This window comes from Rhodococcus sp. NPDC003383, assembly GCF_053589115.1.
The window spans coordinates 163,413-188,291 of record NZ_JBSFRG010000001.1 but is presented as its reverse complement, the minus strand read 5'-3'; the positions used below and the strand labels follow the sequence as shown (position 1 = coordinate 188,291).

21 protein-coding genes are annotated in these 24,879 nt (G+C 69.3%); 14 read left to right on the top strand and 7 right to left on the bottom strand.

Going from position 1 to position 24,879, the window contains the following annotated elements:
• Positions 1–408: 408 nt before the first annotated feature.
• The 7 genes from ACWDTS_RS00820 to ACWDTS_RS00790 all read left to right on the top strand — a co-directional run bounded on the left by ACWDTS_RS00820 (position 409) and on the right by ACWDTS_RS00790 (position 7,342).
• Positions 409–1,302, top strand: a complete 894-nt coding sequence (locus ACWDTS_RS00820; RefSeq protein ID WP_450117336.1) for a cyclase family protein — start codon at positions 409–411, stop codon at positions 1,300–1,302.
• 29 nt (positions 1,303–1,331) lie between these two features.
• Positions 1,332–1,799, top strand: a complete 468-nt coding sequence (locus ACWDTS_RS00815) for a VOC family protein (RefSeq protein WP_450117335.1) — start codon at positions 1,332–1,334, stop codon at positions 1,797–1,799.
• Positions 1,800–1,916: 117 nt separating this feature from the next.
• On the top strand, positions 1,917–3,761 hold the full coding sequence (locus tag ACWDTS_RS00810) for a flavin-containing monooxygenase (RefSeq protein WP_450117334.1): 1,845 nt from the start codon (positions 1,917–1,919) through the stop codon (positions 3,759–3,761).
• A gap of 91 nt (positions 3,762–3,852) precedes the next feature.
• Entirely contained in the window at positions 3,853–4,647 is a 795-nt protein-coding gene (locus ACWDTS_RS00805) for a hypothetical protein (protein ID WP_450108182.1), read from the top strand.
• The gene (locus ACWDTS_RS00800) at positions 4,644–5,585 is read left to right on the top strand and encodes an NAD-dependent epimerase/dehydratase family protein (RefSeq protein ID WP_450108181.1); all 942 of its coding nucleotides are present in this window, start codon (positions 4,644–4,646) and stop codon (positions 5,583–5,585) included. Before ACWDTS_RS00805 ends, ACWDTS_RS00800 begins: the two co-directional genes overlap by 4 nt.
• 34 nt (positions 5,586–5,619) lie before the next feature.
• Complete coding sequence (locus tag ACWDTS_RS00795) at positions 5,620–6,492, top strand: alpha/beta hydrolase fold domain-containing protein (protein WP_450108180.1); 873 nt, start codon at positions 5,620–5,622, stop codon at positions 6,490–6,492.
• Positions 6,493–6,505: 13 nt separating this feature from the next.
• Complete coding sequence (locus ACWDTS_RS00790; RefSeq protein ID WP_450108179.1) at positions 6,506–7,342, top strand: mycofactocin-coupled SDR family oxidoreductase; 837 nt, start codon at positions 6,506–6,508, stop codon at positions 7,340–7,342.
• Positions 7,343–7,447: 105 nt separating this feature from the next.
• Here the strand turns inward: ACWDTS_RS00790 and ACWDTS_RS00785 are convergent, their stop codons facing one another.
• The 3 genes from ACWDTS_RS00785 to ACWDTS_RS00775 form a co-directional block, all read right to left on the bottom strand.
• A complete protein-coding gene (locus tag ACWDTS_RS00785) occupies positions 7,448–8,884 on the bottom strand; it encodes an amino acid permease (RefSeq protein ID WP_450108178.1) in 1,437 nt (478 codons plus the stop codon).
• Complete coding sequence (locus ACWDTS_RS00780; RefSeq protein ID WP_450108177.1) at positions 8,877–10,130, bottom strand: Glu/Leu/Phe/Val dehydrogenase dimerization domain-containing protein; 1,254 nt, start codon at positions 10,128–10,130, stop codon at positions 8,877–8,879. Before ACWDTS_RS00780 ends, ACWDTS_RS00785 begins: the two co-directional genes overlap by 8 nt.
• A 141-nt stretch (positions 10,131–10,271) precedes the next feature.
• Positions 10,272–10,781 carry an Lrp/AsnC family transcriptional regulator gene (locus ACWDTS_RS00775; protein WP_197258001.1) on the bottom strand — a complete coding sequence of 170 codons (510 nt, stop codon included), beginning with the start codon at positions 10,779–10,781 and terminating at the stop codon, positions 10,272–10,274.
• Between the two features lie 186 nt (positions 10,782–10,967).
• Here ACWDTS_RS00775 and hppD point away from each other — a divergent pair, with 186 nt between their 5' ends.
• Positions 10,968–12,173: a 4-hydroxyphenylpyruvate dioxygenase gene (gene hppD, locus ACWDTS_RS00770; protein WP_197258003.1), complete on the top strand. Its 1,206-nt coding sequence runs from the start codon at positions 10,968–10,970 to the stop codon at positions 12,171–12,173.
• Positions 12,174–12,201: 28 nt separating this feature from the next.
• Here hppD and ACWDTS_RS00765 read toward each other — a convergent pair whose 3' ends face one another.
• Entirely contained in the window at positions 12,202–13,026 is an 825-nt protein-coding gene (locus ACWDTS_RS00765; RefSeq protein WP_450117333.1) for a helix-turn-helix domain-containing protein, read from the bottom strand.
• Positions 13,027–13,097: 71 nt separating this feature from the next.
• Here ACWDTS_RS00765 and ACWDTS_RS00760 point away from each other — a divergent pair, with 71 nt between their 5' ends.
• Positions 13,098–13,613, top strand: a complete 516-nt coding sequence (locus ACWDTS_RS00760; RefSeq protein ID WP_450117332.1) for a VOC family protein — start codon at positions 13,098–13,100, stop codon at positions 13,611–13,613.
• Between the two features lie 25 nt (positions 13,614–13,638).
• On the opposite strand, the gene ACWDTS_RS00755 is transcribed toward ACWDTS_RS00760, so the two are convergent.
• From ACWDTS_RS00755 to ACWDTS_RS00745, 3 genes are all read right to left on the bottom strand, one after another.
• Positions 13,639–14,217: a hypothetical protein gene (locus tag ACWDTS_RS00755; RefSeq protein WP_450117331.1), complete on the bottom strand. Its 579-nt coding sequence runs from the start codon at positions 14,215–14,217 to the stop codon at positions 13,639–13,641.
• Positions 14,218–14,303: 86 nt separating this feature from the next.
• Positions 14,304–14,792 carry an SRPBCC family protein gene (locus tag ACWDTS_RS00750; RefSeq protein WP_450117330.1) on the bottom strand — a complete coding sequence of 163 codons (489 nt, stop codon included), beginning with the start codon at positions 14,790–14,792 and terminating at the stop codon, positions 14,304–14,306.
• On the bottom strand, positions 14,789–15,121 hold the full coding sequence (locus tag ACWDTS_RS00745; protein WP_450117329.1) for an ArsR/SmtB family transcription factor: 333 nt from the start codon (positions 15,119–15,121) through the stop codon (positions 14,789–14,791). Before ACWDTS_RS00745 ends, ACWDTS_RS00750 begins: the two co-directional genes overlap by 4 nt.
• Positions 15,122–15,244: 123 nt before the next feature.
• On the opposite strand from ACWDTS_RS00745, the gene ACWDTS_RS00740 reads away from it, so the two are divergent.
• From ACWDTS_RS00740 to recD, 5 genes are all read left to right on the top strand, one after another.
• Positions 15,245–15,697 (top strand): hypothetical protein, encoded by a 453-nt coding sequence (locus tag ACWDTS_RS00740; RefSeq protein WP_450117328.1) that lies wholly within the window; start codon positions 15,245–15,247, stop codon positions 15,695–15,697.
• 57 nt (positions 15,698–15,754) lie between these two features.
• Complete coding sequence (locus ACWDTS_RS00735) at positions 15,755–16,249, top strand: DUF2505 domain-containing protein (protein WP_197258012.1); 495 nt, start codon at positions 15,755–15,757, stop codon at positions 16,247–16,249.
• 107 nt (positions 16,250–16,356) lie between these two features.
• On the top strand, positions 16,357–19,644 hold the full coding sequence (gene recC, locus ACWDTS_RS00730) for an exodeoxyribonuclease V subunit gamma (RefSeq protein ID WP_450117327.1): 3,288 nt from the start codon (positions 16,357–16,359) through the stop codon (positions 19,642–19,644).
• Positions 19,644–22,991: a UvrD-helicase domain-containing protein gene (locus ACWDTS_RS00725; protein ID WP_450117326.1), complete on the top strand. Its 3,348-nt coding sequence runs from the start codon at positions 19,644–19,646 to the stop codon at positions 22,989–22,991. Before recC ends, ACWDTS_RS00725 begins: the two co-directional genes overlap by 1 nt.
• On the top strand, positions 22,988–24,865 hold the full coding sequence (recD, locus tag ACWDTS_RS00720) for an exodeoxyribonuclease V subunit alpha (protein ID WP_450117325.1): 1,878 nt from the start codon (positions 22,988–22,990) through the stop codon (positions 24,863–24,865). Before ACWDTS_RS00725 ends, recD begins: the two co-directional genes overlap by 4 nt.
• The last annotated feature ends 14 nt before the right edge of the window (positions 24,866–24,879 follow it).

Genomic DNA, 24,879 nt, shown 5'->3' with positions numbered 1-24,879 from the left:
CCGGATTCGGGAAGTGACCAGCGCATCCCGCCGGGGGTTGACGCCGAGGCGGACGGGGTGCACCCCGAGAGTGACCGTCGCCGCGTCGTGTGCTCATACCGCCGCGGAAATGTCAATGGACACTGCCGGGCTCTTCGGTTGCTCGCTCCTAAATGCTCGCCGGCAGTCGCTATTTCGCGGTCACAGCTGCGTCAGGCGATGAATGTCGGCACTGACCGAATTGTGCGGAATCGAATCGGACAGAGCTGTTGACGCAAACGTAGCCGATGGCTACAGTGAGTCCGGTCACAAAGCGGATGGGTATATGTCGTCGCTTACGGATTCGTTTCGTGCTCGGTTACCGACACGTCCCGAGCCGACCGACAACCACCCCGAACCTCGCTACCGAGGACACAAGTTGAGGAGTCGATGTTGAGCACGCGTAAGTCGAACTGGGGCCGCTGGGGCGAAGCGGATGAGCTGGGCGCCCTCAATCACCTCACGCCGGAGCGGGTGCTCTCCGCGCTCCGCCTGCCCAAGACGGGCAAGACCTACAGCCTCAGCATTCCGATCCAGCGATCGGGCGTGCCGAACCTCGAATACCGTGGCATCCCGCAGCGTCTCACCCTCACCAACCATCAGGACGAGGCGATGGCCCTCGCCAACGGCGGTGTCCCCGGTGTCGGTGCCAACGAGGACCAGCTCGTCATGCCGTCGCACACCTCGACGCACATGGACGCCCTGTGCCACGTGTACGCCGACAACAAGATCTACAACGGTTACCCGGCCGACCAGGTCACCCCGTACTCGGGCGCGGCCAAGTGCAGCATCGACAAGGTCGGTGGCATCGCCGGCCGCGGCGTCCTCATCGACGTCGCCGCCTCGAAGGGGGTCGATCTGCTCGAGCCCGGCTACGTCATCACCGTCGCCGACCTGCAGAAGGCGCTGGACGAGCAGGGCGTCGAACTGCAGACGGGCGACCTGGTGCTCATCCGCACCGGATGGCTCGAGGACTACCTGACCAACCAGGGCGAGATGATGCCGCAGCCGGGCATCGGCCTCGAAGCCGCCGCCTTCCTGGCCGAGAAGGACGTCGCGCTGGTCGGCTCCGACAATGCCGCGATCGAGCCCATTCCCTTCGACCAGAACGTCTACCTCGGCGGACACATCATCCTGCTCGTCGAGCACGGCATCTACCTGGTCGAGAACATGAACCTCGCAGAACTCGCCGCCGACAAGTGCTACGAGTTCCTGCTCACCATCGGCGCGCTGAAGATCACCGGCGGTACGGCGAGCCCGGTCACCCCCGTCGCCGTCGGCTGACCTACCCCTCACACGAACAGGATTCCCGGATGACTGCGAACACCGAAGCTGCCACGCACACCTACCGCACGTCCCATGTCGGGCTGTGTGTCTCCGATCTCGCCAAGAGCCTTCGTTTCTACTGCGACGGACTGGGTTTCGCCAAGATCATGGAATACGACATCGACGAGCAGATCCCCGAGGTGGATGCACCGTGCAGTCTCACCTCGACCTTCCTGGAGAAGGACGGCCTGCGCATCGAACTGCTGTCCTACCGGCAGCCCGGCGTGATCGGCACCCCGCCCACCCGCCGTAACCATCTGGGCATGACCCACCTGTCGTTCTTTGCCGACGACATCGACGCCGCGGCAGAGGCGTTGTGCGAGTACGGCGGCACGCTGGTGCCGGAGACCCGCGCCGGTCTGGACGACCCGACCGCCCCGCAGTTCGTGTTCGTGGCCGACCCCGACGGCAACCGCGTCGAGCTCATGCACATCCCTGCCGGCACCCCCTGGTGACCGGACCTGCGCCGGATCACGGCTTCCCCTCGATACATCGCTGAATGCGCCTCGGCGACGAATTTCTCTCCGTCGCCGGATCGCACATTCCGACGCAGTGACGACCAAAGGACTTTCATGACCGCCTCCGACACCACCGCACGCGATCCACACCTCTGGGTACCCCAGCGCAAGGTCGACGACCTCGAATGGTTCCGGAAGAAGTACGCCGAAGAGCGCGACAAGCGCCTGCCGAACACCGGTGCCGACACCTTCCAGGCGATCGATTTCGAAGGCAAGTTCGCGGACTTCGACGCCGACCCGCATGCCGACGGCCCACGCACCACGCCGCCGCAGACCGCCGATCTCGACATGCTCGTCATCGGCGCCGGCTTCATGGGCATCAGCACCGGCATCGAGCTGAAGAAGATCGGCGTCACCAACTTCAAGATCCTCGATGTCGCAGCCGATTTCGGTGGCACCTGGTACTGGAACCGTTACCCGGGCGTGCGCTGCGACGTCGAGTCGTACATCTACCTGCCGTACCTCGAAGAGACCGGCTACATCCCCACCGAGCGATACACCCGCGGCAGCGAGATCTTCGCCTACACGCAGTCTCTCTGCGAGCAGTTCGGTCTATACGAGCACGCCCTGTTCCAGACCCGGGTCACCGAGATGGAATGGGACGAGGACACCGCGCGGTGGACGGTGCGCACCGACGGCGGCGATGTGTTCCGCGCCCGCTTCGTCTCCACCCAGAGCGGCCTGTTCAGCCGTCCCCAGCTGCCCGGCATTCCGGGGATCGAGAAGTTCGCCGGCCACAGCTTCCACACGAGCCGGTGGGACTACGACTACACCGGTGGCGACGCCACCGGAAACCTGACCGAACTGCGCGACAAGCGTGTGGCCATCATCGGTACCGGTGCCACCGGTGTCCAGGCCATCCCGCATCTCGCCGAGCGCGCGAAGTCGCTGGTCGTCTTCCAGCGCACGCCCAGCCAGATCGCGCCGCGCGAGAACGCCCCGACCGATGTCGAATGGTTCAAGTCCCTGCCCGCCGGCTGGCAGAAGGAGCGCCGCGTCTCCTTCGACAAGTGCGCGATGGACCGCGCCACCGCCGACTGCGACGTCGACGACGGCTGGATCAAGTTCGCGAAGTACCAGCTGCACGCGATCTACGAGGCCGGCGGCGCGGAGCCGACCCTCGAGCAGTACATGGACGCGATGGAGCGCTCGGACTACGAGTGGAACGAGATGCTGCGCGACCGTGTCGATGCTATCGTCACGGACCCGGTCAAGGCCGAGAAGCTGAAGACCTACTACCGCACCATGTGCAAGCGGCCGGGCTTCAGCGACGACTTCCTTCCGGTCTTCAACAAGGAGTCCGTCGACATCGTCGACACCTCCACCACGCCGATCGACCGGATCACCGAGAAGGGCATCGTAGTCGGCGACCGCGAGTACGAGGTCGACCTCATCATCTACGCGACCGGCTTCCAGCAGGGACGCACCTGGACCGACAAGGCCGGCTACGACGTGCTGGGCCGCAACGGCAACCGGCTGTCGAAGAAGTTCGCCGAGGGCGCCAGCACCTACCACGGCTTCCTCAGCAAGGACTTCCCGAACCTGTTCTTCCTGGGATTCGTTCAGTCGACGCAGGTTTCGAACATCTCCAACCTCATCGACAACCAGGCCCGGCACATGGTCTACATGGTCGGCAAGTGCCTGAACGAGGGCATCCGGGCGATCGAACCGACCACCGAGGCCGAGGCCGGCTGGAACGCGACCATCGCCGAGCACGTGGAGATGCGACGGGAATGGAACCTCTCGTGCACGCCGGGTCACTACAACAACGAGGGCCGCATCGACGACAAGCGCAGCATCCTCGCGGGCGGTCTGTACGGACCCGGCTACGAGTACTTCGAGATGCTCCAGAAGTGGCGTGAGGACGACACTTTCGACGGCATCGCCGCGACTCGCTGACCGGCGGCATACCGGCAGGAATTCTCGAGGACCGCGGGCAGCCGGCCTTCCGGCTGCCCGCGCGTCCGGTTCACGAAAGTAGGAGAGAGCAATGACGTTGACTCCTGTGCGACTCGGCTACGCACTGTTCACCATGGTGGATCCGTCGCGCGGTCACGAGGTCGAGTACAACCGCTGGTACGAGCGCGACCACCGCTACTCGGGCTGCATGGTCGGTCCGGGTTGGTTCGCCGGCAGCCGCTGGGTCGCCACGAAGGCCCTGAAGGACCTGCGCTTCCCGGCGACCGGACCGGTCGCGACCAGGACCGAGGACGGTTCGTATCTCGCGATCTACTGGGTTCACGAGCCCGATGCGGAGGTCGCCGACGCCTGGGCTCAGAAGCAGGTCGGCGAACTCTACGCTGCCGGACGCGGTTTCGCCGAGCGTGAGCACGTCCACACCGGCCAGTACCTGCCGGATTCCAATATCTCGGCACACGAGGACGGCGTCCCGCTCGAGCTTGCACACGACCATCACTACGGCGGCCTCGTCATCGTCATGATCGAGCCGGCCGACGGCGTCGACCGCGCCTCCGCGCTCGAGACCATCAACAGCGGTCCGGTCGAGAAGCTGCTCGCCACCGGTGCTGTCGATCTCGTGAGCAACTGGCGCATGAAGCCCTGGCCCGCCGACCACAACGTGCCGATGAAGATGGGCAACGACGGCGGATCCACCGAGCGCATCCTGCAGATGTGCTTCCTCGAGGGCAATCCCGCCGAGAGCTGGCAGCACATCGTCGACTACGCCGAGAACATCGAGAACTCCGGTGCCGGTCACGTCACCTTCGCCTCGCCGTTCATCCCGACCGTGGTCGGGACGGACAAGTACACCGACGAATTGTGGTGAGACCCGTGCTGAGCGGTGAGAAGATCCTGGTGACCGGGGTGACCGGTCAGATCGCCTTTCCGATCGCGAGGACACTCGCGGCCGAGAACGAGGTGTGGGGACTGGCGCGGTACAGCCGACCCGACGACCGGCAGCGGGTGAGCGACGCGGGGATCACCCCGGTCACCTGCGATCTCGGAAACGGCGACTTCGACGGTGTCCCTGCAGATTTCACGTACGTCGTGCACCTGGCTGCGAGCCTGGCTCCGGGATGGGATTACGACGCTGCGATCCGCGCCAATGCGGAAGGCACCGGACTCCTCCTGCAGCACTGCCGATCCGCCAAGGGCGCCCTCGTGATGTCGACCCATTCGGTCTACCGACCGCAGGACGACCCGATGTACGTGTTCACCGAGCAGTCGCCGCTGGGGGAGTGCAACAGCACCCACACCCCGACCTACTCGATGTCGAAGATCAGCCAGGAGGCCACCGCGCGATTCGCCGCACGCGCTTTCGGCGTCCCGGTGACGATCGCTCGGATGAACGCCTCGTACGGTCCCAACGGTGGGCTGCCGGCCATGCACGTCGACGCCCTCGCCGACGGCCGGCCGATCACCACCCGCTGGGATCCGTGCATGTACAGCCCGATCTACGAGGACGACATCAACAGCCAGGTCGGTGCCCTGCTCGAGGCGGCCGCCACGCCTGCGCTCATCGTCAACTGGGGTGGCGACGAACCGGTGAGCGTGCAGGAGTGGGCGGCCTACGCCGGCGAACTGATGGGGATCGACCCCGTCGTCGACGTGGCTCCGATCGAGGGAACGCTGCGCGGATCGATCGCGGACACCACGCTGCGTGCCTCCATCACCGGACCGTGCACGGTGGATTGGCGTGAAGGCATCCGCCGGACGATCGCCGCGCGCCATCCGGACAAGCTCGTCGAGGCCGCTCGCTCGTGAGAGTCCTTTCGTAGAAAACTATTTGGGAGACGACATGCCGACAGTGCACGATGCGCTGCCCGCCGAGCGGACCGGTGCGCCGGCGAGCCCGGAACTGCTGGAACGCCGCGCGCTGTTCGCCGCGACCGAGATCGACCCCGTGCTGGAGGTCACGGCGGGCGATGCGGACTTCGCGGGTGTGCCGTGCCGGACCATCCGCGCCGACGGCCGGGCGACCATCCTCTATCTGCACGGGGGCGGATACCGGATGGGCAGCCCGGAGGCGTACAACGCCTACGCGGCGAAGATCGCGGCGGGCGCGGAGGCGACGGTCGTCCTGCCGCGCTATCGGCTCGCGCCGGAGAACCCGTTCCCGGCCGGTCTGCGCGATGCCGTCGCGGTCTACGAGGAACTCGCCTCCACAACCGAGGGACCGATCGTCCTCGCCGGTGACTCGGCGGGCGCCGGTCTCGCCGCCGCGGTGATCGTCGCGGCGAAGGCGGGCGCTCTGCGCACTCCCGACGGGCTGATGCTGCTGTCGCCGTGGCTCGACCTGCACTGCTCGTCGCCGTTCTACGAGACCGCGTCCGATGTGTTCTTCCCGCTGGCGACGGCGGAGTCGGCGCGCGAGGACTATCTGCAGGGTGCCCCTGCAAGCGACCCGCTGGCCTCGCCGTTGCTGGCCGACCACGCGGGATTTCCGCCCACGCTGATTCAGGTCGGGGGCAACGAGGCGCTGGTCGGTGACGCGCTCGGTCTGGCCGAGTCGCTTGCGAAGGCGAACGTCACCTGCACGCTGGAAGTGGTTGCGGAGCAAGGACACACGTGGCCGCTGATCCAGCCCGCTCACAGCGTCTCCGTCGCGTCGATCGAGTCGTGCGCCCGGTTCGTCCGGGCGCGTGCAGACGAACAGTCCACATCCAGCTAGCTGAGGAGACGAGATGACCGACTTCACGAACCGGGTGGCGCTGGTGACCGGTGCCGCAAGAGGACAGGGCCGCTCGCATGCCGTCGCGCTCGCCGAACGCGGGGCCGACATCGTCGTCTGCGACCGCTGCGAGGACAGTGACGCGGTCGCATACCCGTTGAGCACCAAGGACGATCTCGAAGAGACCGTGCGCCTGGTCGAAGCGACCGGCCGGCGGTGCATCGCGGTCCAGGCCGACACGGCAGACCGGTCGGCGATCGAGGCACTGGTCCGTCGGGCCGAGGAGGAACTCGGAAGAATCGACATCGCCGTGGCCAACGCCGGGGTCTCGGCGGCTGCGCCCGTCCAGGACCTTCCCGACAGTCAGTGGTCCGAGGTCCTCGGCACGAATCTGACGGGTGTGTTCCACACCGTGGCTGCCGTTGCACCCGGGATGATCGAGCGAGGCTACGGTCGGATCGTGACGATCGCGTCGATGCTCGGCCGTGGTGCGGCCCCGGGTCAGGTCGCCTACTGTGCGTCGAAGTGGGGTGTCATCGGGATGACCAAGAGCGCGGCGCTCGACCTCGCCCCGCACGGGATCACGGTCAATGCTGTTGCTCCCGGGAATATCTCGACTCCCATGGTGCACAACGACGCTCTGTATCGGATGATGCGGCCCGATCTCGAGAACCCCACGCGCGCCGACATCGAACCGATCTTCGCGAGTCTCCACGGACAGCCCGTCCCGTTCCTGGAGCCGGAGGAGGTGACCCACGCCGTGCTGTTCCTCGCGGCCGAGGCGAGTGCGCACATCACCGGAACCGTGATGTCGGTCGACGCGGGTGCGGCGGCGCGGGTCACCGCCTGACGGCCGATCCTCGGCAGTCCGCGCACGGAAGCAACAGGAACGGCGGGGTCGAGGAATCTGTTTCCTCGACCCCGCCGGTCACTTCGTGGAGATGATCACGCGTCCCTACGGTTGGCGCTCCTGAACCGTCTCGGCCTGAACCTTTTCGGCCGCGGCGCGTCGCCGCGCCAGCACCGTGCAGGTACCGGCGATCGTTGCGGTCAGAGCGCCGGTCGCGAGCAGCTGTGTGCGGGCGGCGGTGTCGAACAGTGCGAGCACCGCGATGCCGGCGAGCAGGCCGAGCGTCGCGTACGACAGGTACGGGAAGCCCCACATCTTCAGCGGCTGTGCATCCTCGGTGCCGTTGCGTCGTGCGCGACGACGGAGCACGATGTGCGAGACCGCGACGAACGTCCACAGCACCAGGATCGTGGAGCCGACGGCGTTGAGGAGCAGCGGCAGCACCCGGTCGGGGTAGAGATAGTTCAGCCCGACCGTGACGAAACCGAACGCCACCGAGGCGAGCACCGCATTGCGCGGGACGCCGTTGGACGACAGTCGCCCGAAGACGGGATGCGCCGATCCTCGGTGCGACAGCGAGAAGATCATTCGGGAAGCGCTGAACAGCATCGCGTTGAGCGACGAGAGCAGCGCGACCACGACGATCACGGTCATCACCGCGGCGGCACCCGGGACGGCCCCGGCCTGCAGCACGGCGACGAACGGACCGGTCGCGAGGTCCTCGGAGGTCCACGGCAGGATCGTCACCATCACGAGCACCGACCCGATGTAGAACACGAGGATGCGCCACACCAGGGTGCGCACCGCGCGGCCCACGTTGCGACGAGGATCGGCGGTCTCCGCGGCGGCGATCGCGATGATCTCGGTGCCACCGAACGCGAACACCACGATGAGCAGGCCGGCGGCGATACCGGCGATACCGGTGGGTGCGAACCCGCCGTGCGCCGTGAGGTTCGCGAAGCCGGTCGTCTCGAAGGTGGGCATCCACCCGGCGATCATCGCGACACCGATCACCAGGAACCCGAGGATCGCGGCGATCTTGATTGCGGCGAACCAGAATTCGACCTCGCCGAAGCGGCGCACGCCGACGAGGTTCACGCCCGTCAGCGCGACCATGTAGAACAGCGCGGACGCCCACTGGGGGATCCCGGGCAGTGCCACCGCGGTGATCGCGGCAGCGCCGGTGGCCTCCGCGGCGATCACGATGATGACCTGCACCCAGTACAACCACCCGATGGTCCGGCCCGCGACGGGACCGAGGGCGTTCTCGGTGTGTTCGGAGAAGGCGCCGCTGGCGGGGTTGGCCGCGGCCATCTCACCCATCATCCGCATCACGAACACGACGAGAACGGCCGCGACGAGGAACGAGATCAGGATCGCCGGGCCGGCGACGGCGATGCCCGCCCCCGACCCGACGAACAGGCCGGCTCCGATGGCGCCGCCGAGGCTCATCATGACGAGCTGGCGGGGCTTCATCGCGCGATGCAGACCGGCGGTGCTCTGGGCACCGGTCGTGGTCGCGGGAGCCAGGGTTTCAGTCATCGATGCGCTCCCCGGCAGGAACCAGCTGGTCGAGGGCGATTTCGAAGGCCGTCGCGGCGAGTCCGGTGAGCTCGGCCGAACGGTCGTGGCACCGACGCAGTGCAGTCTCGATGGTGGTGGACACATCACCGAAGATCGCGGCGTCGGAGACCTCCACGTCGCCTTCCATGAGCTGGGCGAAGGCACGGGCCATGCCGCAGTTGGCGATGAAGTCGGGGATCACGGCGACGGACTTGTCGGCGTGCTCGTAGGTGGGGCCGTAGAAGATCTCGTCGTCGGCGAACGGGACGTTCGCGCCCGAGGCGATCGACTCGAGTCCCGCAGCGACCATGCGGTCGACCTGCTCGCGGGTGACGAGTCGGCTTGCGGCGCAGGGCAGGAAGATCTCGGCTCCGAGATCCCAGATGCGGGCGTTCACCTCGTCGAAGGGGAGCATGCGGTCGCTGCGCAGGGCGTTGCCGTCGCGCTCGAGCAGCAGGGTGCGGACCTCGTCGAAGGAGAGCCCCTCGGGCTCGAGGATGCCGCCGTTGCGGTCGATGATGCCCACGATCGACGCGCCGGCCTGGGCGAGATAGTAGGCAGCGGCGGCGCCGACATTGCCCCAGCCCTGCACGATCACGCGCTTGCCGGCCAGGTCGCTGCCCCGGTAGACGAGCTGGTGGTGACGGACCGACTCGGCGACACCGTAGCCGGTGATCAGATCGGCGACAGTGTATTTCGTGCTGGTGGCGGGGGTGAACCGCGCGTCCTCGACGACCTTCGCGACGCCGAGTCGCAGCTGGCCGACCCGCTGGATCCGCTGGCGCTCGTCCTTGCCGAAGTGACCGTTGACGACGCCTTCCTGTGGGTGCCACAGGCCGTTGGCCTCGGTGAGCGGAACGACCTCGTTCATCTCGTCGACGTTGAGGTCGCCGCCGGTGCCGTAGTACGCCTGCAGCAGGGGAGTGACCGCTGCGAACCAACGGCGCAGCACGCCTTCCTTGCGCGGGTCGGACGGATCGAAATCGATGCCGGACTTGGCGCCACCGATCGCGGGTCCGGAGACGGTGAACTTGATCTCCATGGTCTTCGCCAGCGACTCCACCTCCCGCCGGTCGAGACCGCGGCGCATGCGGGTGCCGCCGCCCGCTGCGCCGCCCCGCAGCGAGTTGATGACGACCCAGCCCCGGGCGGTGGTCTCGGTGTCGTGCCACTCGAAGACGATCTCGGGGGCTTTTTCTTCGAATCGGGTCAGCAGGTTCTTCATGGCGAACGACTGTGACGGCAGTAACAAATGCCGCGCAACTGTGCCTCGGAGAACTGTGCAGCGTGCGGAGGGTCCGGATGCCCGAAGCGCTTTTTTCTGTGCAATCCGGCTAGTCGGAGCGGGATTGTGGGCGTGATCGGCTCAGCGCCGGTACGCGGGTGCTTTCGCGGATCGTTCGGGCTGGAGGGTGCGGAGCAGCGGCATCGCCCGGTAGTGCACGACCTCCGACAGCACCATCACGCTCGTCGAGCGCGCGACGATCGACGAGCGGTTCAGTTCGATGAGGGTCTGCTGGAGGCCGAGATGCGATTCGGCCCCGATGCGGCACAGGACGTCGCCCGCGCCGGTGGTGGCGAACGCTTCGAGCACCCCCGGGATGCGTTCGAGGACCTCCGTGACGTCTTCGAGAGCGCCCTGCACGATCTCCATCGTCACGAACGCCTGGACCTCGAAACCGGCTGCGGCGAGGTTGATCCGGGGTTCGTAGCCGGCGATCACCCCGGTGTCCTCGAGGCGCCGCAGGCGTGCCGAGACGGTGGCGCGCGCGACCTTCAGGCGACGGGACAGCTCGAGCGCGCCGACCTTCGGGTCGGCGTGCAGGGCCTCGAGAAGAGCGAAATCCAATTCGTCCAGCTGCACGGGCTCGCGCATCGCGCTTCCTTCCCATCGGACGCCGAAAACTAGCCTGATTGTATAGGTGAACGTCAGGATTCCAGCGAATTCGAGTCAGTCGGACCAGTTCCCGAAGGCGACGTTGCGTCCCACCGGCGGGTGGGTTTCTCCTGGTGACACACGACACAACGACTGTGCCGCAGTGAGCGGCAGGAGGTTGCAGCGATGACTCTGGAATACACCCTGACCGACAGCGAACGACTCGCTCAGCTCGACGCCGAGGAGCTCCAGCGCCTCGTCGGTCTGGTGGAGTACGACAGCGAACGGGATCCGTTCCCCGTGAGCGGCTGGGACGCTGTGGTGTGGGTGGTCGGCAACGCGACGCAGACGGCGCACTACTTCCAGTCGGCCTACGGCATGGAACTCGTCGCCTATTCCGGACCCACCACCGGCAACCGCGACCACCACGCCTACGTACTGCGCAGCGGCGCCGTGCGATTCGTGATCAAGGGCGCGGTGGACCCGGACAGTCCGCTGATCGAGCATCACCGCCTGCACGGTGACGGCGTGGTCGACATCGCGCTGCAGGTCCCGGATGTCGACAAGTGCATCGAGCACGCCCGGCGCCAGGGAGCGACCGTCCTCGAGGAGCCCTACGAGCTGAGCGACGAGAACGGCACCGTCCGCATCGGCGCCATCGCGACCTACGGCGACACGCGGCACACGCTGGTCGACCGGTCACGCTACAACGGTCCGTACCTGCCCGGCTACGTCGAGCGCACCTCGACCTACCGCAAGCGCGAGGGCGCGCCGAAGCGGATCTTCCAGGCGCTCGATCACGTCGTCGGCAACGTCGAACTCGGACGCATGGACGAGTGGGTCGACTTCTACAACCGCGTCATGGGTTTCACGAACATGGCGGAGTTCATCGGCGACGACATCGCGACCGACTACTCGGCTCTCATGAGCAAGGTGGTGTGCAACGGCAACCACCGCGTGAAGTTCCCGCTCAACGAGCCCGCGATCGCGAAGAAGCGTTCGCAGATCGACGAATACCTCGACTTCTACCGCGGACCGGGTGCGCAGCACCTCGCCCTGGCCACCAACGACATCCTCACCGCGGTCGACCGGCTGCGTGAGGAGGGCGTGGAGTTCCTCGCGACTCCCGATGCGTACTACGACGATCCGGAGCTGCGTGCCCGTATCGGCAAGGTCCGGGTGCCGATCGAGGAGCTGAAGAAGCGCGGCATTCTGGTCGACCGCGACGAGGACGGCTACCTGCTGCAGATCTTCACGAAGCCCATCGGCGACCGACCGACGGTGTTCTTCGAACTGATCGAGCGGCACGGATCGCTCGGCTTCGGCAAGGGCAACTTCAAGGCGCTGTTCGAGGCGATCGAGCGGGAGCAGGCCGCACGCGGCAACTTCTGAGTCCGGGCTCCGGACCGGATCCGATCGCTCACCCGGTCGGTGCGGGGTGGGACGGGTTGTCGCCGGGGCCGGCGCGGTCGCGGTACGCGCTCGGGGTGAAACCGAGCACGCGCCGGAAGTCCGCGCACAGGTGTGCCTGGTCGGCGTACCCGAGCTCGGCGGCGACCTGCCCGATCGGGATCGCCGGGCCGTCGCGCAGGCGCTGGGCGGCCTCCTGCAGCCGGTAGCGACGGATCATCGCCAGCGGTGTCACGCCCACGTACCGCTGCGCGAGACGCTGCACGCTGCGCACGGAGATCCCCAGCGTCTGTGCCAGGTCGTCGACACGGGCCGGTCCGAGATCCGCGGCGATCGTGTCCTCCATCGCGTTGGCCAGTTCACCCTCGGCGTCAGGTGGGCCGACGCGATCGAGGAGCCACGCGGAGTACGCCGCGGTCGCGCGAGCCCGCCGGGCGGCGCCGTCACCCTCGGACGCCATCGCCGCCGTCACGGCCCGGTGCAGTTCGGGTGCCTCGAACGGGACCTGCCGGTCGCGTGCCGCGCGGGGGTCGCCGACGAGCGCCGGGACCGCGGCGGGGCGCAGCAGCGCACCGACCGCCCAGTCGGTGCCGGTCAGGTCGCGGTGCGACCGTCGCGTCGTCGGGCCGGTCAGGGTCACCCCATCGGCTCCGACGGTGAGATTCGAGGCGGGGAAGGACAGGACCTCCTGCCGCGAGGTTCGGCCCGGGGCGAGCTGCCATTCCGGAATCCAGAACCACCGCACCAGGCCTGCGAGTTCGCGCGCCGGTGGTTCGCGATGGAACGTGGGCAGGCGCGCGGGATACAGGACACCGCGTCGGTCGCTGGTCGTCACGCCGGATCCCTTCTCGTGTGCTGTCGCGAATCTACAAGCCACCCCCGACGGTCCGGTCCTAGCGTCGTGGCATGAACGAGAACACCATGACCGGAGCCGGTGTCACCGGCGACCACACGACCGACGGTATCCCGCACGGATCCACCAGCCTGACCCCGTTCATCGCGGTGCCGTCGGCCCGCGACGCTATCGAGTTCTACCGCTCGGTGTTCGGTGCCCGCGTCGTCGACGTCACCGAAATCGGGGGAATCGTTGTCCATGCCGACCTCGACTTCGGCTGTGGGCGAATGCAACTCGGAGAACCCAATCCGGACTACGGGCTCGTCGCGGCGCCGCAGGGGGACGCCGACTGCTATTCGCTCGGGCTGTACTGCTCGAACGTCGACGAGGTGGTGGTGCGGGCCGAGCGTGCCGGTGCCACCATCCGTGAACCGCTGGCCACGTTCGTCTCCGGCGACCGCTACGCCTCGATCCGCGACCCGTTCGGGGTGCGCTGGTCGATCATGACGCGCGTCGAGGACCTGTCCGAGGAGGAGAGCGTCCGGCGGGTCGCCGAGTGGGCCGCGGAGCAGGCCTCCGCCGGGTGACGTCGCGGCGCCGGGGCGGTGTGCACTACCAGAGGTCGAATGCGCTGTCCGACACGGTGAATCCGTGCAGGCGTGCCGCGCAGGTGACGCCCGTGACGGGATCGACGGTGCACGTGAATCCGGCGGCGTCGAGGCGGTGACCGTAGGGCAGCGGCTGCACGCCGGCTCCGGGACCGTGGAACCGCGTGTCGCCCACACTCGTGAACGCGGCCGGTCCGTCGGCGGTGACGGACACCGAGTTCGGCGGTACCAGGACGTCGGGTGCGCCGCTGCCGGGCACCTTCGGTGCGGTCGCCGGCATGGGTCCGTGGCAGCCGGCGAGCGTCGGTTCCTCCGTGGAGATCATGCACGCGAACTTCCCGCTGGCGCTCGTGAAGTGGTAGACACCCGGCGCGGTCAGGTAGTTCTCGGCATCGACGATGGATCGGACCGGGGAGGACATGCCCGGAGCCCGGGACGATGCGAGCTCGGACTCGGGTGCGGTCGCGTGCGGGGCGGAGACAGGGAACGTCGGCTCCTCGGCCGAGGCGGAGGGAATTCCGGGCACGACGACCGTGCATCCGGTTCCCGCCGTCACCGCGAAGACCCCCAACAGAACAGCCACACCCCCGTGTTTCATGCGGACATGGTGACCGAAGTCTCCGAGCCGGTGTCACGCGGGGGGTCACGCGGGGGTGTGGTGTCCGGGTGTCACGCCGCCAGCAGGCGATCCAGTGCGACGTAACTCGCGCTCAAACCGGACTCCATGCCGGACTGCAGCATGCCGTCGCGTTCCTCGGTGGTGTGGAACAGGCTCTCGGTGACGAGCTTCGTGCGACCGTCGCCGAGGTCGACGAACGTCGCAGTGTCGATCGACACGTATCCGGGCATGCCGTCCCACTCGAAGGTCTGGACGATGCGTTCCTTCGGGGTGATCTCGCGGAATCGTCCTTCGAATCCATGGGTTTCACCGTCGGCGTGCTCGACGAACCGCCAGTGCCCGCCGCGCTCGAATTCGAACTTCTCGATGTCGAGCCGGTTCCCGCGGCCCCACCATCGGGCGAGCAGGTCGGGTTCGGAATGGGCGGCCCAGACCCGGTCGAGCGGGGCGTCGAAGACACGCTCGATGTGGATCACACGGTCGCCGGGGGTGGTGACGGTGAGAGTGGTGTCTGTGACAGCGGGATCGGGGGTGGTCATGATGGCTCCTTGGTTTCGTCGAGGAATGCGGCGAGGCGGTCCATGCGGTCTTCGATCGACTTTCGGTGGCCGCGGATCCATGCCGCTTCGTGGTCGAGTGGGTTGTCGCCGAGGGTGCAGTACCGCACACGGCCCTTCTTCTCCGTCAGTACCAGGCCGGCCTCCTCCAGGAGTCGGATGTGTTTGGTGATGCCGGGCAGGCTCATCTCGAATCGCGCGGCCAGGTCGCTGATCGACGCGGGCCCTTTCGCCAGATGTTCGAGGATTCCGCGGCGGGTGGGGTCGGCCAGCGCCGCGAACGTCGAATCCAGATCCGAATACTGAACCATTTGGTTAAGTGTTGCACCGGAGGTGGGTGCAGTCAACACCCGCGGTCGCGTATTCGCGGATCGTTCACCCGATGGTTCCGCACACGTGACCGCCTCGACGCGCACACCGGGCACGCTGATGGCATGCCGACACTCGTTCCCGACTCCCTGTTCGGCTTTCTGCAGGACAGCGGCCTCGCCGGATCCGCCGGTGAAGCCGCGGCCCTGCTCATGGAGGGCCTGGTCCGGATCAACGACCTGCCCGCCCGGAACCCCCGCGTCCACCTGGTCCCCGGCGACGTCGTCTCGGTCGCCGGTGCCCCCCGACGCGCGGTCTTTGCGCCACCGGCAGAGGTGCGTTGCACCCAACCGCTGCGTTCCCGGCGAAACCGGGCGAGACTGGTTCGCGTGACCGGACACCCGTTGCCCAAGACCTCCGCACCCGCGCAGCGCGCGCTCGACGGCATCGGCGTCGCGACCCTCGAGGACCTCACGCGGTACACCGAACGGGACCTGCTCGCGCTGCACGGCATGGGACCCAGGGCCGTTCACATCCTGCGCGAAGACCTCGAGCGCCACGGCCTCTCCTTCGCGTAGTGGGCCCGCGCTCCCGTTCCCCTGACGCGACCGCCGGAACGCAGTACCGTCCGAACGGTGCCGAAGAAATTCGAGTTCACGGCAGTCCTCGACCATCCGGCCCGCGACGTGCACGCCGCGCTGACCGACGAGCGGTACTGGCGTGACCGCGTCGCTGCCAGTCCCACCGCGACCGTGCGGATCGAGAACCCGGACGGTCCCGGCACGCTGCTCGTCGTCGTGACCGAACGGACCGAACCGGCCGACATGCCCGCGCTCGTCCGTGGCGTCGTGCGCGGCCCGATGATCATGGAACGCACCGACCACTGGGGCGCCCTCGGCGCCGACGGCGCGACCGGCCTCGTCGTCGGCGGTGCCAGCGGCATCCCCGTCGACTTCCGGGGCACCTCGCATCTGCGGCCCGCCGCGGACGGAACCGTCCTCGCCGTGCGCGGCGAGGTCACCGTGAAGATCCCGATCGTCGGCCGGCAGATCGAAGGTCTGGCCGCGAAGATGATCGGCCGGATCGTCGAGAACGACCGCGACGCGCTCGCCGCCTGGCTCACCCGCTGAACCACTCGTCGCGCCGCCCTCGCCCGGGGGTCGCGCGACGGTGCTCGATGTCCGACCGGTGTGATAGACCGCAGGAGGAACACCGGACGACGTCGAGGAGGACACGCGTGCTGACGCTGCACCGCGCCGAGCGCGCCGACACCCTCGCCGACACCCTCGCCGCACTGCTCGCGACGCCGCCCGCCGATCCGTTCGCGCGGGAGGTCGTGGCTGTCCCCGCCCGCGGCATGGAACGGTGGCTCACCCAGCGGTTGTCCACCGCGCTCGGCACGACCGGTGGTGACGGGGTCGCGGCCAACATCGACTTCCCGTCACCCGCGCGACTCGTCGACGAAGCGCTGTCCGCGGCCTCCGGGACCACCGCCGACGACGATCCCTGGCATCCGTCCCGCGTGCTGTGGGCACTGCTCGCCGTTATCGACGAGTGCGTCGGCGAGCCGTGGTGCGCGGTGCTGTCCCGGCACCTCGGGTACGGCACCGACGACTTCCGCACCGGCCGCCGGTACGCGACCGCCGCGCACCTGGCCGACCTCATGCGCAGCTACGGTGCCCAGCGACCGCAGATGCTCCTGGACTGGGCCGACGGCCGCGACACGGACGGCACCGGCGCGCCGCTCGACGAGCACCTGCTCTGGCAGCCCGAACTGTGGCGCTGCCTGCGCGAGCGCATCGGCAGCGACAGTCCCGCCCAGCGGCTCGACGCCGCCTGCGCGCGGCTGCGCGCCGAACCGGGCGTCGTCGACCTGCCCGAACGACTGTCGCTGTTCGGACCCACCCGGCTCACGACGGTGCAGCTCGCGGTCCTGTCCGCGCTCGGCGCCGGCCGCGACGTGCACCTGTGGCTGCCGCACCCGAGCCCGGCGATGTGGCAGGCACTCGCCGAGATCCCGCCGCGGCTGCGGCGCGCGGACGACGACAGCGCCCTCGCGGTCCGGCATCCGCTGCTCGCCGCGCTGGCCCGCGACGTCCGCGAGTTCCAGATGCGCCTGAGCGTCCTCGGCGCCGTCGACGTCCACCACCCTTCGGACGAGCCTGCCGGCACGCTGCTCGGCCGGCTGCAGGCCGACATCCGCGCCGGCCGTGCCCCGGTCGCCGGTTCCGCCCCCGCCGACGGCACCGTCCAGATCCACGCGTGCCACGGACCGACCCGGCAGGTCGAGGTGTTGCGCGAATCGCTGCTGCACCTGTTCCGTGACGACCCGACGCTCGAACCGCGCGACGTGATCGTCATGTGCCCCGACGTCGAGACGTACGCCCCGCTGGTCCACGCCGCGTTCGGGCAGGGCGTCGACGGTCATCCGGGTCACGGCCTCCGGGTGCGTGTCGCCGACCGCGCCCTGCGCCGCACCAACCCGGTGCTCGCCGTCGTCGCGACGCTGCTCGACCTCGCCGACGCCCGTGTCACCGCCAGTCAGGTCCTCGACCTGGCCGCGGCGCCGCCGGTGCGCAGGCGGCTCCGCTTCACCGACGACGACCTCGAGCGCCTGCAGGAATGGACCGTGGCGACCGGTGCGCGCTGGGGCCTGGCCAAGGGACAGCGCGCGGCGGTCGGTCTCGCCGACTTCCCGCAGAACACGTTCGGCACCGCACTCGACCGGCTCCTGCTCGGCGTCGCTGCCGACGAGTCGCAGAGCGAATGGCTTTCGCTTGCACTGCCGTTCGACGACGTGGACAGCAACGACATCGACCGCGCCGGGAGATTCGCCGAGTACATCGACCGGCTGCATTCGGTGCTGCACAGCCTCCGTGGTCCCAAACCCGCGACCCGGTGGGCCGCGGACCTGGCCCGTGCCGTCGACCTGCTCACCGATGTCGCCCCGGCCGACGGTTGGCAGCTCACCCAGGCGCACCGCGAACTGGCCGCCGCCGTCGAGCACAGCGGTGACGCGCAGCTGCGTCTGGCCGACGTGCGGGCCATGCTCGCGAGCCGGCTCGCGGGCCGGCCGACGCGGGCGAACTTCCGTACCGGTGAGCTCACCGTCTGCACGATGGTCCCGATGCGGTCGGTGCCGCATCGGGTCGTGGTGCTGCTCGGGCTCGACGACGAGCACTTCCCGCGCGGCACCCACATCGACGGCGACGACGTCACCGCACTCGATCCCGTTGTAGGAGAACGTGATCCGCGCAGCGAGGATCGGCAGTTGCTGCTCGACGCGCTGATGTCCGCCCGCGACCGTGTCCTGCTGTTCCACACCGGCGCCGATCCCGTCACCGGTGCGCACCGGCCGCCCGCCGTGCCGCTGAGCGAACTGCGCGATGTCGTCGCCGTCATGACGGGAAGCGAACCGAACAAGGTGGTGAGGCGGCATCCGTTGCAGCCCTTCGATGCCCGCAACTTCCGTGCCGACGCGCCGTTCAGCTTCGACACCGCTGCCCTCGCGGGGGCGCGGGCCGCGGCGCGACCCGATCCCGAACCACCCCGATCGGTCGGGGTGGCGTGTGCGTCGCTGGCTCCGCGCGGCGCCGACGGCGACGTGGACCTCGCCGAACTCGTCGCCTTCCTCACGCACCCGACCCAGGGTTTCCTGCGGCAGCGACTGGGACTGCGCATCCCCGAACTCGACGAGGACATCGCCGACGCTCTCGACATCGAACTCGACGGCCTGGCCCGCTGGGACCTCGGCGAACGCATGCTCGAGGCACGCCTGGCCGGTGTGGATCCCGCCGACTTCCGCGCCGCCGAATGGCGTCGGGGGACCCTGCCTCCGGCCGCGCTGGGCGAGCAGGTTCTCGGTGACGTCACCCGCACCGTCGAGGAACTCGTCGCGACGTGCGGGCCGGTGCACGCCGGGGCCGCCGGCACCGCCGACGTCGTCGTCGACCTCGGCGACGGCCGCCGCCTCACCGGCACCGTCGGCGGCATCCACGGCACGACGATCGCGCGAAGCACCTTCTCGCGCCTGGCTCCGAAACAGCGCATGACGGCGTGGGTCCACCTGCTCGCCGTCGCCGCGTCCGGCCGGCCCGGCACGTGGCAGGCGGTCACCACCGGCCGCGGTCGCTTCCGCACCCCCGCCTGGCGTTCCACCCTCATCGCGCCCGCCGATGCGCGCGATCAGTTGCTGCGGCTGGTGAGCCTGCGCGATCGCGGACTGCACACGCCGCTGCCGATCACCACCTGTGCCTCCGCCGAATACGCGAACCGGCGGTACCGCGGCGACTCGGTCGAGATGGCCCTCGAATCCGCCGCCAAGGAGTTCGGCGGCGCGTTCGGCGACGGCAAGGACCGGCACCTGACCTACCTGTACGGAACGGGAGTGAGCCTGAACGCGTTGACCACCGCCCCGCCGCTCGACGACGAACGCGCCTGGTACGACGACCCGAGCCGCTTCGGAGTGCTCGCCCGGCGGCTGTGGGAACCGTTGCTGGCCTCGGAAACCCAGGGGAGGCCGTGATGACGGCGCCGACCTCGCCGGCGACGGCGTTCGATCTGCTCGGTCCGCTGCCGCGCGGCACCACGGTGCTCGAGGCCAGCGCCGGCACCGGCAAGACCTACGCGATCGTCGGCCTGGCGACCCGGTTCGTCGCCGAGGGCCACGCCGACCTGTCGGACCTGCTGCTCGTGACGTTCAGCCGCGCCGCCACCCAGGAACTGCGCGAACGCACCCGGGAACGGTTCGCGACCGTCGCGGCGGCGCTCGCCGAGCCGGACAGCGCGCGGCGCAGCGCCGACGAGCTGATCCGGTATCTCGCCGAGGGCGACGTCGCTGCGCGCCGCACCCGGCTGCGTCAGGCCCTGTCGGATTTCGACTCCACCACCATCGCCACCACCCACGGCTTCTGCCAGCACATGCTCGACGAACTCGGCATCGCCGGGGAACGCGAACCCGACGTGGTGCTCGTCGAGGACGTCGACGACCTGACCACCGAGGTCGTCGCGGATCTGTATCTGCGCACCTACGGCCGGATCCCGAGCCCGCCGATCGGTCTCGCCGAGGCGACCGCCGCCGCCCGCGCCGCGATCTTCGATCCGCAGGCCGATCTCGTCCCGGAGGGCGCCGAGGGCACACCGGCAGGGGAGCGGGTCGCCTTCGCCCGCGCCGTGCGCACCGAGGTCGAACGCCGCAAACGCGCGGCGGGCGTGCGCGACTTCGACGACCAGCTCGCGTTGCTGCACCGGGTACTCGGCGACCCGGACCACGGCGAGGCGGCATGCCGGCGGATCCGGTCGCGGTTCGCGGTGGTGCTCGTCGACGAATTCCAGGACACCGACCCGAAGCAGTGGGAGATCCTGCGCCGCGCCTTCCACGGTCACACCACCCTCGTGCTCGTCGGCGATCCCAAGCAGGCGATCTACGCGTTCCGTGGGGCCGAGGTCCTCAGCTACCTCGAGGCCGTCGCGGTCGCCGACTGTCACCTGGAGCTGACGACCAACTGGCGCAGCGACGGCAACCTGCTCGCGGCGCTGAGGCAGCTGTACGGCGGTGCCGCCCTGGGGGATTCGCGGATCGTCGTGCACCCGGTCGATGCTGCGCGACCGTCCACGCGTCTGACCGGGGCACCCCCGATCCGGTTGCGTTACCTGCCGCGGACCGGCGCCGGACCGTACGGCAGTTCCGGATTCCCCGCGGTCGGTGCGCTGCGGTCCCGGGTCGCGCGCGACGTCGCCGCGGACATCGTCCGCTTGCTCGACAGCGGCGCCGCCATCGATCACGGTCGCGGCCCGCGCCGCATCGAACCGGGCGACATCGCGGTGCTGGTGCGCACCCACACCCAGGTGTCGCTGGTGTACGACGCGCTCGTGCGCACCGGCGTGCCGTGCGTGCTGGCCGGGGGCACCAGCGTGTTCGCGACCCCGGCCGCGCAGGACTGGCTGTGGGTGCTGCAGGCGATCGAACAGCCGCACCGATCCGACCGGGTGCGACTGGCCGCGCTGACCCCGCTGCTCGGATACACCGTCGACGACGTCGACACCCGCGGCGACGAGCTGGTCGCCGAGGTCGGCAGCATGCTGCGTGAACTGGCCGCGGTGTTCGCCCGGTCCGGGTTCGCGGCGTTGTTCGAACAGCTCGCGACGCTGAGCCGGCTCGAAGCGCGGCTGCTCGCGACCGTGTCCGGCGAACGTGCCCTGACCGACGTGCGGCACATCGCGCAGTTGCTCGATCGTGTTGCCGCCGAGGAGTTCCTGGGCCCGGCGGCACTGACCCGGTGGCTCGAGGAGCGCATGCTGGATCCGCGTCCCGGGAGCACCGACCGCAGCCGCCGCCTCGACAGCGACGCCGCAGCTGTGCAGATCCTCACCGTGCACGGCAGCAAGGGGCTCGAATTCCCGGTTGTGTACGTGCCGTTCGGGTGGGACTCGGCGAAACACCCCAATCCCGATCCGTTGCTGCTGCACGAGGACGGCCGCCGCATTCTCGACGTCGGCGGCGAGGGCAGTCCCGGATACGGGCAGCGCCGCGCCCGGCACGACGAGGAGGCGGCCGGGGAGGAACTGCGGCTGCTGTACGTCGCGCTGACCCGCGCACGCAGCCATCTCGCGCTGTGGTGGGCGCCGTCCTTCGGCACCGGGTCGTCGCCGCTGCACCGCATGCTCGCCGGTCGCGTCGACGGCACCGCCGATCTCGCGCCGAACGTGAAGATCCCCGCCGATGCGGTCGTCGCCGAGCAGTTCGCGGCGTGGGCCGAGCGATCCGGCGGGCTGATCGTGACCGAACCGGTCGCGCCCGGCCCGATCGCGGTGCCGACGTGGAGCCCCGAGCGGGATCGCGACGACGCCCTCGCCGCCGCCCGGTTCGACCGGACACTCGACGAATACTGGCGTCGCACATCCTATTCGGCGCTGACCGCCTCCGCGCACGAACATCCCGGCGTGGCAAGTGAAGTCGAGACGCCGGACAAGGACGACGAGCCGGAGGAGCCGCCGCTGCCGCCCGGCGGACCGGAACCGGTGCCGGACGTGGCCGGCATCGAGTCGCCGATGAACGGGTTGCCCGGCGGCACCGTGTTCGGCACCCTCGTCCACGCCGTCCTCGAGGTCGTCGACACCGCCGCCGCCGACCTCGACGCCGAACTGCTCGATCGATGCCGCGAGGTGATCGTCGCGCAGCATTCGGACGTCGATCCGGCGGCCCTGGCCGCGGCCCTGACGCCGGTGCTGCACACCCCGCTCGGTGCCCTCGGCACGACCCTCGCCGGGATCGCGCCGTCGGATCGGTTGGCGGAACTGGACTTCGAACTGCCGCTCGCCGGCGGCGACAATCCGGTCTCGACGATCGTGACGCTCGACGCGGTCGGTGCGCTGCTGCGCCGGCACCTGCCCGCCGACGACCCGATGCGGCCCTACGCGGAGCCGGTGCGGACCCTCGAGCCGATTCCGTTGCGCGGTTACCTCACCGGCAGCATCGACGCGGTGCTGCGGGTGTCCGGTGAGCGGAGCGCCGGGGGCGAGCGAAGCGACGGGGAATGTCGTTACGTCATCGTCGACTACAAGACGAACCGGCTGGCACCCGACGAGGTGCTGACCACCGAGCACTACACCCGCGACCGGATGGCCGCGGAGATGCTGCGCGCCCACTATCCGATGCAGGCGCTGCTGTATTCGGTTGCACTGCACCGGTATCTGCGGTGGCGACTGCCCGGCTACGATCCGGCCGTGCACCTCGGGGGAGCGCAGTATCTGTTCGTGCGCGGCATGGTCGGGCCGGACACGCCGGCGGGAGTCGGCGTGTTCGACTGGACGCCTCCGGCCGCCCTCGTCACCGAACTGTCCGACCTGCTCGCCGGAAAGGCCCAACCGTGATCGATGTCCTGGTGGCCCAGCGCGGCAAAGGCGCCCTGCGCGCGTTCAACGAGGCCGGGGTGCTCGCCGCCGCCGACGTCCACGTCGCGCTGCGACTGGCGAGCCTCGGCGCCGAACCCGACGAAGACGTGCACCTGGCCACCGCGCTGGCCGTGCGGGCCGTGCGGTCCGGGTCCGTGTGCCTGGACCTGACCCGGTTGCGGGACGTCGGCGTCGACGAGAACGCCGAGGTGGACCCGGCCACGCTGCCCTGGCCGGACGACGACGCGGTGATCGCGGCCCTGCGGCGCAGCCCCCTGATCACCGGATCCCCGACCGGGCCCCTGCGTCCGCTGCGGCTCGTCGACACCGACGCGGGGCCGCTGCTGTACCTGGACCGCTACTTCCGGCAGGAGCAGACCGTGCGGCGGGCGCTGGATGCGCGATCCCGCGACTACCCGGACGTCGACGAGGACCTGCTGGTGCGGCGGCTCGACGAACTGTTCCGTGACCCGGCAGACCCGTCCCGGCCGTCGTCGGCACCGGACCGTCAGCGAGTGGCCGCCGCGCTCGCCGCCACCCACTGGACCACCGTCATCGCCGGTGGACCCGGCACCGGCAAGACGCACACCGTCGCGCGGATCCTCGCGCTGCTCACCTCGCTGCACGGGCCCGGCGTGCGGATCGGTCTGGCGGCCCCGACCGGCAAGGCCGCGGCACGGCTGCAGGAATCGGTGCGCGACCAGGCCGGGCCGCTCGGGCTCGCACCCGACGTCACCGCCATGACACTGCACCGCATGCTCGGCTGGCAGCGGGGACGCACCCGCTTCCGCTACCACGCCGGCAACCACCTGCCGTTCGACGCGATCGTCGTCGACGAAACCTCCATGGTGTCGCTGACGATGATGAGCTGCCTGCTCGAAGCGGTCCGCCCCGACACGAGGCTCGTGCTCGTCGGCGACCCGGACCAGCTGACGTCCGTCGATGCCGGTGCGGTCCTCGCGGATCTGGTGGCGCGGCCCGTCTCCGGCACACCGAACCCGGTGTTCGTGAACATCGCCGCCCGCGACCTGACCGCCGTCACCGACGATCCGGCCGAAACCGCCTTCGGAGCCGGCGAGCGGGAACGACTGCGCGGCAGCGTGGTTCGCCTTAGCCGCGGCAGGCGGTTCGGTGGGGACATCGCCCGGCTCGCGGTTGCGGTGCGCGACGGCGACGACGACGAGACGATGCGCATCCTGCTCAGCGGCGTGCCCGAGGTGACCTTCCACGCCCCCGGCGACCTGACCGCCCTGCACGACGACGTGGTCCGCTCCGCCGAGGAGGTCACCGCGGCGGCGGTCGCGGGGGACGCCCACACCGCGCTGGCCCGGTTCGAGACGCACCGGCTGCTGTGCGCGCACCGCGACGGCCCGTACGGCGTGCAGCACTGGGCGCGGCAGGCAATGGAATGGATCGGGGCGTCCTCCGGGCGTCGCCTCGACCCCGATCGCTGGTATCCGGGGCAGCCGCTGATGGTCACCGCGAACGACCACGACCTGCGCATCTACAACGGCGACACCGGGGTCGTGGTGCGCCGTGAGGACGACGCGCTGGTCGCGGCGTTCGCGCGCGGCAAGGATCCGTTCCTGCTGCACCCGAGTCACCTGTCGGCGGTGCAGACGGTGTATGCCATGACCATCCACCGCAGCCAGGGCAGCCAGTACGACACCGTGTCGGTGGTGCTGCCCGACGAGACGTCGTCGCTGCTGACGCGGGAGTTGCTGTACACCGCCATCACCCGCGCCCGGAAACGCGTGCGCATCATCGGCACCGAGGCCGCCGTGCGCGCCGGAGTGGGACGCCAGGTGCTGCGCGCGAGCGGGTTGCGTCGCACTCTCCTCACCGAGAGCTGACCGTCGCGAAGACC

What these genes read in the sequence shown, in the direction of transcription:
- ACWDTS_RS00820 (WP_450117336.1), top strand. Translation starts at nt 409, where the DNA reads ATGTTGAGCACGCGTAAGTCGAACTGGGGCCGCTGGGGCGAAGCGGAT.
- ACWDTS_RS00815 (WP_450117335.1), top strand. Translation starts at nt 1,332, where the DNA reads ATGACTGCGAACACCGAAGCTGCCACGCACACCTACCGCACGTCCCAT.
- ACWDTS_RS00810 (WP_450117334.1), top strand. Translation starts at nt 1,917, where the DNA reads ATGACCGCCTCCGACACCACCGCACGCGATCCACACCTCTGGGTACCC.
- ACWDTS_RS00805 (WP_450108182.1), top strand. Translation starts at nt 3,853, where the DNA reads ATGACGTTGACTCCTGTGCGACTCGGCTACGCACTGTTCACCATGGTG.
- ACWDTS_RS00795 (WP_450108180.1), top strand. Translation starts at nt 5,620, where the DNA reads ATGCCGACAGTGCACGATGCGCTGCCCGCCGAGCGGACCGGTGCGCCG.
- ACWDTS_RS00790 (WP_450108179.1), top strand. Translation starts at nt 6,506, where the DNA reads ATGACCGACTTCACGAACCGGGTGGCGCTGGTGACCGGTGCCGCAAGA.
- ACWDTS_RS00785 (WP_450108178.1), bottom strand. Translation starts at nt 8,884, where the DNA reads ATGACTGAAACCCTGGCTCCCGCGACCACGACCGGTGCCCAGAGCACC.
- ACWDTS_RS00780 (WP_450108177.1), bottom strand. Translation starts at nt 10,130, where the DNA reads ATGAAGAACCTGCTGACCCGATTCGAAGAAAAAGCCCCCGAGATCGTC.
- ACWDTS_RS00775 (WP_197258001.1), bottom strand. Translation starts at nt 10,781, where the DNA reads ATGCGCGAGCCCGTGCAGCTGGACGAATTGGATTTCGCTCTTCTCGAG.
- hppD (WP_197258003.1), top strand. Translation starts at nt 10,968, where the DNA reads ATGACTCTGGAATACACCCTGACCGACAGCGAACGACTCGCTCAGCTC.
- ACWDTS_RS00760 (WP_450117332.1), top strand. Translation starts at nt 13,098, where the DNA reads ATGAACGAGAACACCATGACCGGAGCCGGTGTCACCGGCGACCACACG.
- ACWDTS_RS00750 (WP_450117330.1), bottom strand. Translation starts at nt 14,792, where the DNA reads ATGACCACCCCCGATCCCGCTGTCACAGACACCACTCTCACCGTCACC.
- ACWDTS_RS00745 (WP_450117329.1), bottom strand. Translation starts at nt 15,121, where the DNA reads ATGGTTCAGTATTCGGATCTGGATTCGACGTTCGCGGCGCTGGCCGAC.
- ACWDTS_RS00740 (WP_450117328.1), top strand. Translation starts at nt 15,245, where the DNA reads ATGCCGACACTCGTTCCCGACTCCCTGTTCGGCTTTCTGCAGGACAGC.
- ACWDTS_RS00725 (WP_450117326.1), top strand. Translation starts at nt 19,644, where the DNA reads ATGACGGCGCCGACCTCGCCGGCGACGGCGTTCGATCTGCTCGGTCCG.